Source organism: Roseibium sp. (assembly GCF_965216085.1).
Lineage (GTDB): Bacteria > Pseudomonadota > Alphaproteobacteria > Rhizobiales > Stappiaceae > Roseibium.
The window spans coordinates 4,300,315-4,315,877 of record NZ_OZ244138.1 but is presented as its reverse complement, the minus strand read 5'-3'; the positions used below and the strand labels follow the sequence as shown (position 1 = coordinate 4,315,877).

Below are 15,563 nucleotides of genomic sequence, written 5' to 3'. Positions count from 1 at the left end.
TAAGGTTTCATGTCTGGCCAATCTTTCGGCAATGACGAACTTGCGCAATTCAAGAGGACGTTCTTTGAAGAATGTACCGAGTTGCTTGCAGATCTGGATGAGCGACTTGCACTCATGCAGGAAGAGGTGGCCGACAGTGAGGCTCTGAATGCCATCTTTCGTGCGGTTCATTCCATAAAGGCCGGGGCCGGTGCATTTGGTTTCATGCAACTGGTCGAATTCGCACATAGATATGAAGCTTTACTGGACCATCTGCGTGATGGCGCAATTTCGCAAACCAAACATGTAGTAGATGTTCTGATCCGGGCTGGCGACATCCTCGCCGCTATGGTTGAGGCCGCGCAGGGGGAGGTGGCTCTGGATGCCAGCTACGGTGCGGACGTTCGAGCGGATCTCGATCAGATCCTTTCCGAAATTGAAAGTGGCGGCAACGCCGAAACAAACGCGCATCAGGAAGCAGCGCCCGACCAATCGGGAGGTTCTGGGTCACGCCAGACATTCTCAATCGAGTTTCGTCCGCATTCTGTGCTGTTTCGCCATGGAAATGACCCGCTTTTGTTGATCCGCGAGTTGAAGCGGTTAGGCGATGCGGTGGTGACATGCGACTATTCCCGGTTACCGAACCTGACGTCACTGGAGCCGGAAGATTCCTATCTCTCTTGGTCAATTCTGCTTGCCACCGATCATGGTGAGGCGGAAATCCGAGAGGTCTTTGAATTCGTCGAAGACGACTGTGATTTGAAGATCACTGTTGTGGCGCAAGCTGAAGCGGTTGACGCAGATGTTGAAACTACGCCGGTTCAGGAACAGAGCGGGCAAGAGGCAGAGGTGCTACAGAAACCGGAAACGCTGGCGCCTGTCGAACCCGCTGCAATTCCACAACAGTCTAGTTCTGCTCCAAAGGCTCCAGCAGAAGCAGGGTCCAAACAAGCTTCTGCTCAAGGCGGCATGTCATCAATTCGGGTGGACTTGGAACGTGTCGACCGGCTGGTGAATGTCGTTGGAGAGCTGGTGATTATGCAATCCATGCAAGCCCAGCAAGCCAGTGACGGTCGGCCGGGCACAACTGGGATGAGCCTTCAGGGTCACGAGGAGATGGCCCGTGTCATTCGTGAGCTTCAAGAATGCGTCATGGCGATCCGAATGCAGCCAGTTAAATCGGTGTTCGCCCGCATGCCACGGCTGGTCAGGGAAGTTTCCGGCAAGCTGGGGAAACAGGTTCGCCTGATCACGGAGGGAGAGCAAACCGAAGTCGACAAGACGGTTATCGAGGAACTGGCCGATCCGCTCACGCACATGATCCGCAATGCGATTGATCATGGGATTGAAGATCCGGACGTGCGGACAGAAAACGGCAAGAAACCTCTGGGGACGATCAAGCTCTCCGCCCGTCACGCTGGTGGCAACATCATCATTCAAGTGACCGACAACGGGCAAGGGATCAACCGGGAAACTCTGCTCAAGAAGGCGGTCGAGAAGGGGATTGTCCCGTCAGACGCAAAGCTGTCAGACGAAGAGATCGACGACCTTATTTTTGCACCCGGTTTTTCAACGGCGCAATCTGTCACCGATGTCTCTGGACGTGGTGTCGGGATGGATGTTGTCCGCCGGAATATCAACAATCTCGGTGGCCGTATTTCGGTGCAGTCTTCTTACGGCAAGGGGACTCGATTTACGCTTACCATTCCTCTGACGCTTGCCGTTCTGGACGGAATGCTGGTTGCATTGGGTGCCGAGACTTACATCTTGCCACTAACAAGTATCGTAGAAAGTTTCAGGCCAACCACAGAGCAGTTCCGTGCGTTGGCAGGTGGTGGTGAAGTGGTTGCCATGCGCGGCGAATACATTCGCCTGATCCGTATCCATCAGCTGTTTAATGTACCCGATGCCATTAGTGACCCATGCAAAGGGTTGGTGGTCGTCACGGAGACCGCAAATGGCGGCAAGGTTGCCTTGCTGATTGATGAGCTGATCGGTCAGCAGCAGGTTGTGATCAAAAGTATCCAGGAGAATTTTGATCCGGTGCCCGGGGTGTCGGGCGCCACAATTCTGGGCAATGGACGGGTCGCACTGATCCTCGACATTGAACAGTTGAAGATGCTGCAGGTTCCTGCGCATCGGGAGTTGGTGGCAGCTCGGACAAAACTATCGGAAGACCTCGGCGCATCGCCGTCTTCTCCGGCAGTACCGATGACTAAAGCGGACGGCTCTCAATCGCCGGCAACAGTGTGACAATACACGGGGGAAAAAGGATGAGCGAACAGGCAAGCAATGTCCCCATGAATGATGCGGCGGGGGATGCCGCGCCGGTACACCAAGGGGAGTTGCATCAGTTTATCAGCTTCCGGGTCGGTGATGAGGAATTCGCCATCGACATAATGGCTGTTCGGGAAATTAAGGGGTGGACTCAAACAGCACCTTTGCCCAATCAGCCGGACTACAATCTCGGGGTGCTGAACCTGCGTGGTACGATTGTACCCACCTTCGATCTGCGGTGCCGGTTCGGCCTGGGGCGCACCGAGACAACACCTTTTCACGTAGTCATTATCGTCACAGTTAAAGAGCGCACCATGGGACTGCTCGTCGATGCTGTCTCCGACATTTTGACCGTGAACGAAGATCAGATCCGTCCTGTCCCGGACATGGATCGTATCGCTGCGGCTGAGTTTCTTTCCGGCATCATCCCAGTGGAAGAAAACATGGTCGTTCTTTTATCGCTCGAGAAGTTGTTTCAGCGTGGGGATTTTGGGTCGAGCACAGAGGTCGCTGCCTGATTGGGTGGGTGGCGAATAGGGGGATTGGACAATGTCCATTAAGCTTTCGAATTTGAGCATTAACAAGCGCCTGGCATTGGGTTTTGGTGCTGTAGGATTGTTGCTGCCTGTTGCGGTTGTTTTCTCCATTGTGCAAAGCAAGACGATTGAACATGACGTTGGGGATATTGCGCAGGTCAGGGCACCAGTTACCCTTTCCAGTGCGCAGCTTTCTGAGGATGTTCAGGGAACTGTATCCGCGCTACGTGGCCTCATCCTGGATCCGAGTGATGAAACACGGGACGAGCATGACGCCGCTTTGACTGGCCTGGAACACCATCTGGAAAAGTTTCACAAGAAGGCCGAAATGCTATCCGCTGACAATCTGCAGCGATGGACAGAACTTGAAGCCACGTTTGAGGAATTCACTGCGGCACAGCGTCAAATCAAGACAGTGATCGGGACACCGGAAGCGTTTCCGGCACTCAAGATGCTGAGTGAAAAGGCGACGCCGCTAGCCGACGAGTTGTTTTCGCAGATTACGGCAATGATTGACGACGAGCAGAAGCTCAGCGCGACACCTGAACGCAAAGCCTTGCTAAAGACCATGGCCGATGTTCGTGGAAACCTGGCCAACTCAGTCGCTAATCTGCGTTTGTATCTGATTTCCGGAGATGTGGCTGCGAAAGCAGCATTCGAGAAGCGCTGGGCCATTCTGGATGATCGTTTGGGGTCGCTACGCAACCAATCCAGGATTTTGAGCATTTCCCAAGCAAGCGCATTTTCAAAATTTGAAAGCGCCTATGACGACTTCGAACCGGTTCCCGGTGAATTGTTTGCACTAAGGGAGGCCCCATCCTGGAACATGGCTGCGTTTCGCGTCAGCGAAGAAGTCATTCCGTTGCAGAACCAGATCCTTGATTTCATCGATGGTGAGGTTGGTGCCGATGGTGAGCGGGCTGGTGGTTTCAAACAGCAACAGGCTGAGAAGCTGATTTATGAGGCAAATCACGCCTATGCTGCTTTGGAGAACATGATCTTCTTGATGGTCGGCCTATTGGTTGTCGGCCTTGCGATTGGAGCCGGTCTGGCGATTGTCATCGGTCGCGGTATTTCCGGTCCACTCATCCGTTTGAGTGAACAGATCGGCAAGGTTGCTGACGGGGAGCTGGATGTCACGGTAACGGATACCGAGAGCGGTGGCGAAATCGGAGAGATGGCCAACAGTCTCGAAAGGCTCCGCGACGAACTGCAGAAAGCAGATCAAGGCGCGCGCGAGAACATGCGAATTCGTGTGGCGCTTGACAATTGTACGACCAACGTGATGGTCGCCGACAATGACTATGACATTGTTTATATGAACGAATCCCTCTCAGAAATGATGAACGACGCTGAAGCTGATCTTCGCGAAGCGTTGCCGCAGTTTGATGCGAAAAAACTGATGGGAGCCAACATGGATCAGTTCCATAAAAATCCGGCTCACCAACGGGGGATGCTGGAGGCCCTGACGTCGCCGTTTGAGACAACCCTTACGATTGGTAATCGTATCTTTGATCTTATTGCGACCCCTGTTGTGGATGATCAGGGGAAACGGCTGGGTACTGTTGTTGAATGGACCGACAAGACCAAAGCAGTGGCTCTTGAGCGTGAAGCCAAAACGGCCTTCCAAGACAACATGCGGATACGTGTTGCGCTGGACAACTGCTCAACAAACGTCATGGTGGCGGATAACGACTTCAACATCGTCTATATGAACGACAGTGTGACGTCGATGATGCAGAATGCTGAAGCCGATCTGCGCAAGGAATTGTCTCAGTTTGACGTCAACAAATTGGTCGGGTCCAACATTGATGTCTTCCACAAGAACCCGGCGCATCAGAGGGGAATGCTTGAGCGGCTTTCGTCCACTTATGAGACAAGCATCAACGTCGCCGGTCGTGTCTTTGATTTGATTGCAAATCCGGTCCTCGATGCTGAAGGAAACCGTTTGGGATCGGTTGTTGAGTGGAAAGACGTCACTCAAGAACGGGCGGTCGAAAACGAGATTAACTCCGTTGTCAACGCGGTGGTGAACGGCAACTTCGCAGAGCGTGTGCCGTTAGAAGGCAAGTCTGGGTTCATGCTCAGCTTGGCGGAAGCGATGAACCGCCTTTGCGATACAACCGGCTCGGCCTTGGATGATGTCAGTGTTAACCTCGGAGCGCTTGCTGAGGGCGACTTGAACAGCCGCATCACCAAGACATACAGCGGCAGCTTCGAGGATCTTAAGAACAAGCTCAATGACACGGCTTCGCGCCTTGGCGAGATTGTTACGGAAGTGGTTGTCGGTGCAAATGAGGTTACCAACGCATCGGCCGAAATTACCACTGGCACAAACGATTTGTCGCAGCGGACAGAGCAGCAAGCGTCCAATCTGGAAGAGACCGCTGCTTCTATGGAAGAAATTGCTTCGACCATCAAGCAGAACGCGGACAATGCACAGCAGGCCAATCAATTGGCGATCAATGCTCGCAGCGTGGCATCGGACGGCGGAGAAGTCGTTGGTAAAGCGGTTACCGCAATGTCTGCGATCGAGGATTCATCCCAGAAGATTTCCGACATCATTGGCGTGATCGACGAGATTGCCTTTCAGACAAACCTTTTAGCGCTGAATGCGGCCGTGGAAGCGGCCAGAGCAGGAGACGCGGGTAAAGGGTTTGCGGTTGTCGCATCCGAGGTTCGGTCTCTGGCGCAGCGATCATCTGAGGCCGCGAAAGATATCAAACAGCTGATCATCGAAAGCGGATCGCAGGTGAAAGATGGTGTTGATCTGGTCAACAATGCGGGCAGCTCGCTGACGGAAATTGTCGACTCAGTCAAACGGGTTACCGACATCGTCTCGGAAATCGCAGCGGCGAGCACTGAGCAGGCAACAGGTGTTGAGGAAATCAATAAGGCCATCAGCCAGATGGACGAGATGACCCAGCAAAACTCTGCGCTTGTTGAAGAAAATGCAGCCGCCTGCCGGATGTTACAAGAGCAGGCCGAAGGTATGCACCAGCGTATGTCCTACTTCTCGGTTGATGCGGCTTCAACAGCAGCTGCAGCACCGGTGCGGCAAACAAGGCCTCAGCCAGTGGCAATGCCTGCAGCCCGGGTGGCCTCTGGCGGTGGCGGAGGAGCCGTGGCGGCCATGCAGTCAAATATTGAAACGGCCTTTGACGCGGATGACGATTGGAAAGAATTCTAAGTCACTCGAGTGATCTTCTAGAAGTTGTGCAGCGGCTTGGTCTGCTGCACAGATTGTTAATCAGGTGGGAGAGTCATGGCGTCAATTGATGTCGCCGAACAAAGAGAGTTTCCATTCTCATTTAAGGATTTCAAGTACTTGGCGTCGCTCGTTCACGAGCAAACCGGAATTGTACTGAAAGACCACAAAATGAATATGGTCTATTCCCGTCTCGCGCGACGTTTACGGGAATTGGAGCTGTCTTCGTTCAGGGAGTATTGCCGTCTTCTTCAAGACCCTGGCGGGGATGACGAGCTGGGGACGCTGATCAATGCGATCACGACCAATCTGACCCGTTTCTTCCGTGAATCCCACCATTTCGATCACTTGAAGGAAGTGGTCTTTCAGCAGGTTCAGGAAGAAGCACACAAGACCGGAAACAACCGGCTGCGAATCTGGTCGGCAGGCTGTTCTTCCGGGGAGGAGCCCTATTCGATCGCCATGTCGCTTTCAGCGGCCTTTCCGAGGCTTGGATCGTGGGACGCGCGTATCCTGGCGACGGATCTCGACACGTCGATGGTGGCCCGTGGTAAATCGGGTAAGTATTCAGCCAGTGATTTGGAAACCATTCCGGCTAGTCTGCGGAAGCGATATTTCAGTCTGAGTGCTGACAAGCAATTCGTCACTGCATCAGACCAGCTAAGAAATCTGATAACGTTCAAGCAGTTAAACCTTCTGGGGGCGTGGCCGATGAAGGGGCCTTTTGATGCCATATTTTGCCGAAACGTCATGATCTATTTCGATGAGCCGACCAAATCGAAGTTGATCCGCCGTTACTCCGAAATGCTCAAACCCGGAGGATGGCTCTATATCGGCCACTCCGAAACCCTTCTTGATAGTCAGCACATTTTCCAGCTAATGGGCCGGACAATTTACAGGAGAACCGAATAGTGGGGGCTGCCGGTACATCTCTGGCTCTGGCCGGAACGCCGAAACCAGCAAGCCCTGAAATTGTCCGCACATTCAATGTTAAGTTGCAAAAATACGCCGTGCGCGTATTGCCGGGTGTCTCATATACTACTGGAGCATCGAATGAGATCATTATCACTGTGCTTGGTTCCTGCGTTGCAGCTTGTATTCGCAATCCGCATACCGGTTTCGGTGGAATGAACCATTTTATGCTTCCTGAAAGTGAAGGGCATGAATGGAACGGTGTGACAGCTGCCCTGCGATACGGCAATCACGCGATGGAAGCGTTGATCAATGATGTTTTGGCATCAGGATGCTCGCGATCAGATTTGGAGATCAAGCTGTTTGGCGGGGCGACTTTGTATCAGGGGATAACAATGGTCGGACAGAAAAACGCGGAGTTTGCGCTATCTTACCTAAAGCGCGAGGGGTTGCGGATCGTTGCGAGAGACCTCGGTGGCGAACACGGCAGGCGCATTCATTACGACCCCACGACGGGGCGGGTACAGCGACTGTTTCTGAAAGACAGCGCGGATCGCAAAGTGGTGCAAACTGAACGCACCTATAAATCGCACCTCAATGAAACCCCCGTCGAATCCGGTGATGTTGAGTTGTTCAGCTGAGGAGGCACACGAAAATGTCTACAAATCCCGCACGCGTTCTCATTGTTGATGACTCTGCGCTCATTCGTCAGCTGCTGACCGAGTTGTTATCGGCAGACCCCGGAATTGAGGTTATTGGAACCGCACAGGATCCATATGTCGCTCGTGAGAAAATCAAACAGCTGAATCCGGATGTCATTACTCTGGATATAGAAATGCCGCGAATGGATGGCCTCGAATTTCTAAGGCGATTGATGGCGTTGCGGCCGATGCCCGTTGTCATGGTGTCCTCACTCACGCAGCAAGGGGCCGATGCGACACTGCAAGCCCTGGAAATGGGGGCTGTAGATTATGTTGCCAAACCAACACAGGACCTACAGCATGGCCTTGCAGAAAAGGGCAAGGAGCTTGCGGAGAAAGTAAAGGCTGCAGCGACTGCTAGGGTTCGGGTGAAACAGGCTCCTAAGGTCCGGCCGGCCAGTACGCTAACCCCCGCCGCGGGATTTTCATCCACGGAGATGATCGTTGCCATTGGTGCTTCAACCGGGGGTGTTGAAGCCTTGACAGAGGTACTTGCTTCTTTACCGGCAGCAAGCCCGGCCGTGGTTGTCACACAGCATATGCCCGCTTCCTTCACATCAACTTTTGCCCGGCGGCTCAACGGGATATGTGCAGTAAACGTTGTCGAGGCAACAAACGGGGCCCGCATTCTTCCTGGTCATGTTTATCTGGCCCCAGGCGATCAACATCTTCGTATTTCGCGCAGCGGGGCCAACTATGTGTGCTCGGTCGGCGGACAAGATAGAGTGACAGGGCATTGCCCCTCCGTGGACGTCCTATTGCATTCAGTTGCGAATGCTGCCGGAAAAAATGCAATCGGCATAATATTGACTGGCATGGGAAAAGACGGTGCTCAAGGACTTCTTCAAATGCGCACCGCGGGCGCAAAAACACTTGGTCAGGACGAAGGCACATCGGTGGTCTACGGAATGCCGAAAGTTGCCTTTGAAGCGGGGGGAGTGGAAACTCAATTGCCTCTAGGTAAGATTGCGGGAAAAATATTAGATATTTGTGTAAAAGAAAAAGGTGGGGCAATCAGAGTTTAAGTGAGGAATCGTATTGGGGAGGTTTTCAATATACAAAATCTCAACCTAAGCTTGGTATAAGTGGAGGGGTTGCAAGGGGATATTTTATGAAAAGCCATTCCGCAGACGGAAATACTGTTGGTTTTAACAATGCGGAGCTCGTGGCATCTGATAGCGAGTCTTCCCGCGCTCAGGACCTTCTAGCCGATTATTTAGGGTTGAGTGTGTCTCAGCGGCAGGCCCTCGATGGTTTGATGGCGGAAATAGACCGCACAAATTCTATACTTGATGAAAACATCGAAGCCGTCACTGATCGTTTTCACAACATTGCAGAAAAATCCGAAGAACAATTTGCCACGATTCAGAACCTTGCCGGTTTGGCTGAATCCGTTGAAGTTGACGGTGTGCCGCGCAAGTTGCCTGAACTGGCGGGCAGTCTAAAAGACATACTCTCCGATCTAATTGAAAAGATCCTGCAGTTGTCTTCGCGCGGCATGAAGATGGTCTACCGGCTGCAAGACATTACCCTTGAGTTAGAAAAAGTTGAAGAAAGTGTCGCGGGTATTGAGAGGATCAACAGTCAAACCAATCTTTTGGCGTTGAATGCGAAAATCGAAGCCGCGCGTGCTGGTGAAGCCGGAAAGGGCTTTGCGGTCGTGGCAAACGAAGTGCGCGAACTAGCCAAATCTGTTGACACGCTGGCAACCAGCTTGAAGACGCAAATTACATCCATTTCGGACGGTGTTCAGGGTGCGCAAGGGTTAGTCGAGGAAATCGCCACCATGGAGATTTCTGAGGAAAAACTTGAAGTGAATGCGGGCTTTGCGAAAATTATTGACCAGCTTGTGCTGCAAAACGAGCAGATTTCAGAAGTTCTCCAATCGACTGCAGGAACCACGCAGGAAATTACCCAGGATATCTCAGGCACAGTTGTCAGTTTGCAGTTTCATGACCGTTGTAAACAGGTCTTGCAGAATGTGAATGGCGCGCTTCAGGTCATTAACCAGGAAAACGAGAAGTTGAGATCACAGGCGATCGATGCAGTGGCGGTTCCCTGGCAGGACCGGCCCCCTGAAGACGTCATGAAAACAAATATAATACAGAGCTTTAGTCTGAACGAGCTCAGCATCCGGTTTCAGCAGATGTGGTATCCCGAAGCAGCTATGAAAGCGGAGAGTGCGGACGTGGTGAAGTTGCCTGTTTCCGAGAGTGCCGCAGCCGCTGAAGAGGCTGGGGATGATTACGGTGATGATGACATCGAGTTGTTCTAAGCCAACGAGCAGATGTTCACTCTGTGGCCAATGACACCGCCGATTTCATTTCATTTATGGGTCCAAACCCTAGGGCCGAAGCACAGGGAGCACTAAAGATGGATGCCAGTATCACGCCTTCCGATACAGCAACTTATGTTGCATTGGGCGGCCGTTTGACCTTTTCAGATCACACTGCCTTTCGAAAGATGCTGGACGAGATAACGCAGCTTGGAACCAGGAAATGCGTGTTCAACCTGGAAAAACTTGTTTCGATCGATTCCTCCGGACTTGGAATGTTTGTGGTCGCTCATGAGCAAGGCAAGCAGAATGGATGGGATCTCGCAATCGAGGGAGCGTCCGGCCATGTTAAGTCGCTTCTGGAACTCGGGAAATTCGACAAGATATTGGATATCCGGGAGGCCTGTTAGGTGACGGATCCTGCATCTGCATTGATGGCAGAAGAGGGTGTGGCGATTGAGCCTCTAACAACATCACGTATCCTGCTTGTTGATGACAGCGCGGTTATGTTGTCAGTGATCCGGAAGTACCTCGAAGTTCATGGTTTTAACAACATACAAGTTGCTGCAAACGGAGAGGAAGCGCTCCATGTTGCGCATGCTTGGCGCCCGGATTTGATCCTGACGGACATACAGATGCCGGTTATGGATGGCTACGAGCTTTGCCGGCAGATTCGAGCCGGCACCGAGATGCCAGATGTGCCTGTCTTGTTTATGACTGGCCTCACTAAACCGGAGGACCGGAATGGGGCTTTTTCCGCGGGCGCTTCCGATCTTATCTCCAAACCGGTTGATCATCTTGAACTGGTCGGACGATTGCGGGTTCATTTAGACCGGCGGCGTCTCATCAAACGTCTTTTCGAATACCATGACCGTATGGCGCAGGAGCTGGTTCAAGCTCGCCAAATGCAGGAAGCCATCCTTCCAGGTGTTGCGGTGCAGGAACAGGTGCAGGCCAAATATCCGGTCAGATTCGGAAGTTTTTATCGAGCGTCAATAGGTTTGGGGGGGGATCTTTGGAGCATCCACCAACTGGGTCCTGAAAGGCTGATGGTTTGTCTGGTAGACTTTTCCGGACATGGGGTTGGCGCGGCTTTGAATACATTTCGATTTCAGACGTTTTTGAACAACGCAGCGCCAAAATGTGCAAGTCCAAACCACTTGTTGGGTATGGCAAACACGTTTCTGTATACACAATTGCCGCGGGGTCAGTTTGCCACGATGTTTTGCGGCCTCATCGATTTTTCAAAAGAAACCCTCAGTTACGCTTCAGCAAGTGCCCCCCCGGTTGTGGTTGGGGATCAAAGCACAGACCGGAATTTGCAACTTCTGAAGACCGCAGGCCTCCCATTGGGGCTTGTTGAGGATGGCGATTATGAGGCTCTTGGCATTGATTTCAAGCCAGGGTCATTCCTGCTCATGTACAGCGATGCCCTGATAGAAACGCCTGAGCCTCCGCTCTCTATCTTCAGTCCCGACACGTTATGCGCGCTGATCTCGGCGTCTGAGGTTCTGGAGCCGGACCGTTTGGTGGAGGATGTTGTCAGTCATCTTTTGTCGAACTCCGCCAGCGGTCCTGACGATGATCTGACGCTTGTTTGTCTGAATTACTGTCCATAACACTTTTCAGTAGGTTATTTTATGACCCCAAAACCCAAACAAGAAAGCATCTCGGCGGGACCGTCGCTTGCGAAGGCAATTGATGCCTATCTCTCCGGGGATGAAATTCGCGAGTATGTCGCGGCCCATCACTCGTCATTTGGACGTTTGCTGGAGGGGTGTTTTGAATTCAAGACCCATGCTGAAGCAGAAAAACTATCCAGTATGCTCGCGCTTAACACACCAGATCCGGCGCGGGCTTCACTCGGCTTCTGGGAACTTTTCTCCAATGCGGTAGAGCATGGCAACCTTGGGATCGACATGGACGAAAAAGCCAGGTTGATGCTCAATGGGCGATTGATGGAAGAGATAGACCGGCGCCAGTTAGAAGAACCATATTGCGATCGTTGTGTGAGGGTTCATTTTTGTGCCCGGGCAGCAGAAGTCACGATTCGTGTGGTTGACCAAGGGGAGGGGTTTGACCATCTGAGGATGCTATCTTTCGACCCTTCGCCGGACCGGCCCAATGGCCGCGGGATCCAGATGGCGTTGCAAATGTGTTTCGATTCCTTGAGATACGAAGGAAATGGCAATGTTGTCGAAGGGCGAATGCAGTTTCCGAAAGAGTAGGGCCGAGTAGAGGCGGAGGCCCTTTCGGCTAACAGGTGCCGTGCGAATCCCTGAATCGGAGCAAATCCCGAAAAGTTGTTTAGTGAAAACAACCAGCGCCAATTTAACTTTACATGGGTGCGGATTGTTTACGGCGCCCCTCAGTGACTATATTCCGATAACGTCTGAGCGATGCCTCTTATAACGCTGTCGTTTGGTGTTTCAGCCGGGGATGCGGCTAGGGTATTTTTCGATCAGTTAAAACCATATGACCGGTGCAGGTTTGTTTTACAACAAGCCGGCTTTAGCACACTGGTGTTGCTTCCGATAAGTTGGAACCAATGCTGTCTGCGGACGAAAGAGTCCAGCCCTGCGGGTGAGTGCATTCGGTTCGTCCGCCTCGTAGTGCTATTTGCTCGACGCACCGTAAGTGCTTCTTGCCGAGGGGCAAAATGCAGTCTTCAAAATGGCAGAATTTGAAAGAAAACGCTTTGATCGTTAGGCCGCAATCAGCTCGTGTTCTTCCGGAAGGGGTTCCGCAAACTCGATTCCGTATCCGGCTCCGGTTTCGCGGACTACAGTTCCCTTTAGCTGAATACCGTTTTCAAAGTTGAGCACGATTCCTATGCCCATCTTGATGTCCGAGGTGTCCAGGATATGCGCGCCTGTGACGCTGATGTCCGCCAGTTGGACGGTGCGCGAGCCACCGTCTTCTAAACTAATGTTCACACCTGTTGAGACCGGTTTGCGAGTTGCGCGTCTGCGGTCTTCCACATCTTTGGAAACTCCCTCCAAGAAGTCTGCCACATCCTGACTAAGGGCATCGCTGCTCTGGGAAATGAACATTGAGGCCGTGTTGACCGAGCTTGCCTCACCGGATGTTTCCATCACTGCACTCGACACGAATTCCATTCGGCTTGCGGCGTCCTGAGTGCTGTCTGCAGCGGATTTGGCGGACCGGGCGATCTCTTGGTTTGCTGCTCTTTGCTCTTCGATGGCGCCGGCAACCGATGTAGTCAGGTCCTTGATTGTGGAAACTTTTTCCGTGATGCCTTCAATCGCAGAAGCTGCATCGCGAACGGAACCCTGAATTCCGGTGATTTGTCCGGATATCTCGTCAGTGGCTTTAGAAGTCTGTTCGGCGAGCTCTTTAACTTCGGAGGCAACAACAGCAAATCCACGTCCGGCTTCACCTGCACGGGCTGCCTCTATCGTTGCATTGAGAGCCAGCAGATTGGTCTGTTCTGCGATATCGCGAATTAGATTGACAACACTGCCAATATGTTCTGCCGCCTCTGACAAGGTCCGGACATTGCTGTTTGTGACTTCGGCCGCTTCGACTGTTTCCGTGACGATTTGACTGGTCGCTTCGGTTTGATTGGCAATTTCCTGAACTGTCGCGGTCATTTGTTCGGTTGCAGCCGCAACCGCTGAGACGTTCTCTGAGGCACTCTTTGATGCAGATCCAGCGGTGTCGGATTCAGAGCGCGCGTTGTTGGCCAGTTCATCTAGGGTTGCTGCAGCACCGCGCATCATCTCCATCTGTTCTCCGACCATCCCGAGCCGGTCTGACATGGAGGACTTGAAGTTCTGGATCAAAGTATCCAGCAAGACTTGGCGCTGGCGTTCCTTATCCAGGTCCGATTGGGCGCGGACTTCAAGGAACTCGCGTTGAACGGCGTTGTCCTTGAAGATGGTAACAGCTTGAGCCATGTCTCCAATCTCATCGGTGCGGTCCTCGCCGAGGATCTCGACTTTGGTGTCACCGGTTGCCAGCTGATTCATGGAGCGGACGATGTCCTTGATCGGGCGGGTGATCGCGCGCGCGGCGAAATAGCCGGCGGCGGCCACGATGCAGAGCAGAAGGAGGCCGATGGTCAACATCCGGTTGCGCAGGGCAATGGTCGGAGCTGTCGCTTCTTTATAGGACTGAATTGCCAACAGTGCGAAGTGATAGCCTTGATAATCGAACTTGATCGCCTCGATGTCCAGAAGTTCGCCGCGATGAAGCTCGCCGTACCCGAAGGCTTCGCCATCGGTAAAGGCTTTGTCGATAACAGGGTCATTCAATTCGGTCGTCAGGATGTCGTCGACGTCTGGAGTGTAATTGGTGTCATTGCGCATCAGCCGGTCTTCTCCGACAAGGGCAAGTTCTCCGCTTTCACCAAGCCCAAGGTCATGGCGCATTAACTCGTTGATCCGGTTGACCGGCATTTGGAAGGCAAGCACACCAACTATGGTGCCGTCATTCTCAACGACCGGATGGGCCATGAAGCTGGCCGGGGCATCATGGCTTGGCCCATAGGGCTTGAAATCGGTGAAGGCGACTGCGCTGTGTTCTGTAATCTTCAAAGCTTCCCGGTAGACGGTGCCGAGGTCTGTAGCAGCCCATTTTCCGCCGCCGGCTTTGAAATTCGTGGCGTAATCCAGTTCCTTGAAGACGGAGTAAACTAGATTGCCTTCTGTATCGAACAGGAAAACATCATAATATCCCTCATCCTTCTGCAATTTGTGGAACCAGGGATGGTATTTTGCATGGGCCGCATCGTAGCCGCTGCCGGTGCCGGCGTCATAAAGCTTTTCTTTTTCGCCCGTCGGATGCGGGTTGTCGGTGATGTAGGTTGCCTGGAGGCTGGCAACCGGGTCGTTGCCGGATTGTTTCAATTCGTTCCAGATCTTCGTGAAATCACGAACAGCAGTGACAGTTCCCGGATGCTCGGCCACCAGAACCAGCTGGTGTTCAATTGTTTCCAGATACGCGTGAATTTCGTCTGCGCCCGTGGTGGCTGCTGCTAGAAGCCGTTCCTTAGTTAGTTCTTCGAGGCTATAGACAGACGTGACATAGCTCGAAACCCCTATGCCGACACCGACGATTGCGGCTGCACCGACGACCAGCGCGGGAATTTTTTTTGACAAACGGAGACCTGAAAACATGTGCTGACCTTCTGTCGGGGATTTGCTTGAATTACCCTAGGGTCAGAATTTGAAATATTGCTTAATTATTTGAGATTTGATTTCGATTGTTTCAAAGAATGTGAATTGTATAATTGTAATTTATAATAGTGGTAATATTGCATAGCGTTAATACTTGGTGGGTATTTCGTTGGGGTGGTTCGCTCCGATTCGGCGAAAGTGATTTATTATTTCCGAATTCCTAACTTGGGAAACCACAGCGTGTTTCATGAAAAAGTACCTATAAATCAATGGTGGAATTTTCTAGATTGCAAAGCTTGAAATAGTTTTTTTGCGAAAATTTACATTGTTCAATGTAATTAAATAAAATTACTCTGCGTCAATTTACGTCAAGGTACGGGTTTTTACGTATATTAATGGTTGTGTCTGTAAATAAATATGTAACTCTCATTTACCCCTACTATAGCGCGTATTTAAAATCCTTGGTGGAGGCGAGCCGGTGCTTGTCGGAATTGTCACAAATTTGGGTTTGTTGTCTCTCGGGGCTTTGGTTTT

At 52.1% G+C, this 15,563-nt stretch carries 11 protein-coding genes; 10 read left to right on the top strand and 1 reads right to left on the bottom strand.

The annotated features are described in order from the left end of the window. Positions 1-9 precede the first annotated feature (9 nt). The 10 genes from ACOOFE_RS20310 (at position 10) to ACOOFE_RS20265 (ending at position 12,116) form a co-directional block, all read left to right on the top strand. Complete coding sequence (locus ACOOFE_RS20310; protein WP_420411750.1) at positions 10-2,232, top strand: chemotaxis protein CheA; 2,223 nt, start codon at positions 10-12, stop codon at positions 2,230-2,232. Between the two features lie 20 nt (positions 2,233-2,252). Next, positions 2,253-2,774 (top strand): chemotaxis protein CheW, encoded by a 522-nt coding sequence (locus ACOOFE_RS20305; protein WP_420411749.1) that lies wholly within the window; start codon positions 2,253-2,255, stop codon positions 2,772-2,774. Between the two features lie 31 nt (positions 2,775-2,805). Continuing rightward, positions 2,806-5,982: a methyl-accepting chemotaxis protein gene (locus ACOOFE_RS20300; protein WP_420411748.1), complete on the top strand. Its 3,177-nt coding sequence runs from the start codon at positions 2,806-2,808 to the stop codon at positions 5,980-5,982. Positions 5,983-6,057: 75 nt separating this feature from the next. Beyond that, positions 6,058-6,912, top strand: a complete 855-nt coding sequence (locus ACOOFE_RS20295) for a CheR family methyltransferase (RefSeq protein ID WP_420411747.1) — start codon at positions 6,058-6,060, stop codon at positions 6,910-6,912. After that, on the top strand, positions 6,912-7,553 hold the full coding sequence (locus ACOOFE_RS20290; protein WP_420411746.1) for a chemoreceptor glutamine deamidase CheD: 642 nt from the start codon (positions 6,912-6,914) through the stop codon (positions 7,551-7,553). Before ACOOFE_RS20295 ends, ACOOFE_RS20290 begins: the two co-directional genes overlap by 1 nt. A gap of 14 nt (positions 7,554-7,567) precedes the next feature. Continuing rightward, positions 7,568-8,638: a protein-glutamate methylesterase/protein-glutamine glutaminase gene (locus tag ACOOFE_RS20285; RefSeq protein WP_420411745.1), complete on the top strand. Its 1,071-nt coding sequence runs from the start codon at positions 7,568-7,570 to the stop codon at positions 8,636-8,638. A gap of 86 nt (positions 8,639-8,724) precedes the next feature. Beyond that, the gene (locus ACOOFE_RS20280; protein WP_420411744.1) at positions 8,725-9,888 is read left to right on the top strand and encodes a methyl-accepting chemotaxis protein; all 1,164 of its coding nucleotides are present in this window, start codon (positions 8,725-8,727) and stop codon (positions 9,886-9,888) included. A gap of 98 nt (positions 9,889-9,986) precedes the next feature. Next, positions 9,987-10,298 (top strand): STAS domain-containing protein, encoded by a 312-nt coding sequence (locus tag ACOOFE_RS20275; RefSeq protein WP_420411743.1) that lies wholly within the window; start codon positions 9,987-9,989, stop codon positions 10,296-10,298. Further along, positions 10,299-11,507: a PP2C family protein-serine/threonine phosphatase gene (locus tag ACOOFE_RS20270; RefSeq protein ID WP_420411742.1), complete on the top strand. Its 1,209-nt coding sequence runs from the start codon at positions 10,299-10,301 to the stop codon at positions 11,505-11,507. Positions 11,508-11,528: 21 nt separating this feature from the next. Next, positions 11,529-12,116 (top strand): ATP-binding protein, encoded by a 588-nt coding sequence (locus tag ACOOFE_RS20265; protein WP_420411741.1) that lies wholly within the window; start codon positions 11,529-11,531, stop codon positions 12,114-12,116. Positions 12,117-12,593: 477 nt separating this feature from the next. Here the strand turns inward: ACOOFE_RS20265 and ACOOFE_RS20260 are convergent, their stop codons facing one another. Beyond that, positions 12,594-15,029, bottom strand: coding sequence for a methyl-accepting chemotaxis protein (locus tag ACOOFE_RS20260; RefSeq protein WP_420411740.1), 2,436 nt, complete (start codon positions 15,027-15,029; stop codon positions 12,594-12,596). Positions 15,030-15,563: the final 534 nt, after the last annotated feature.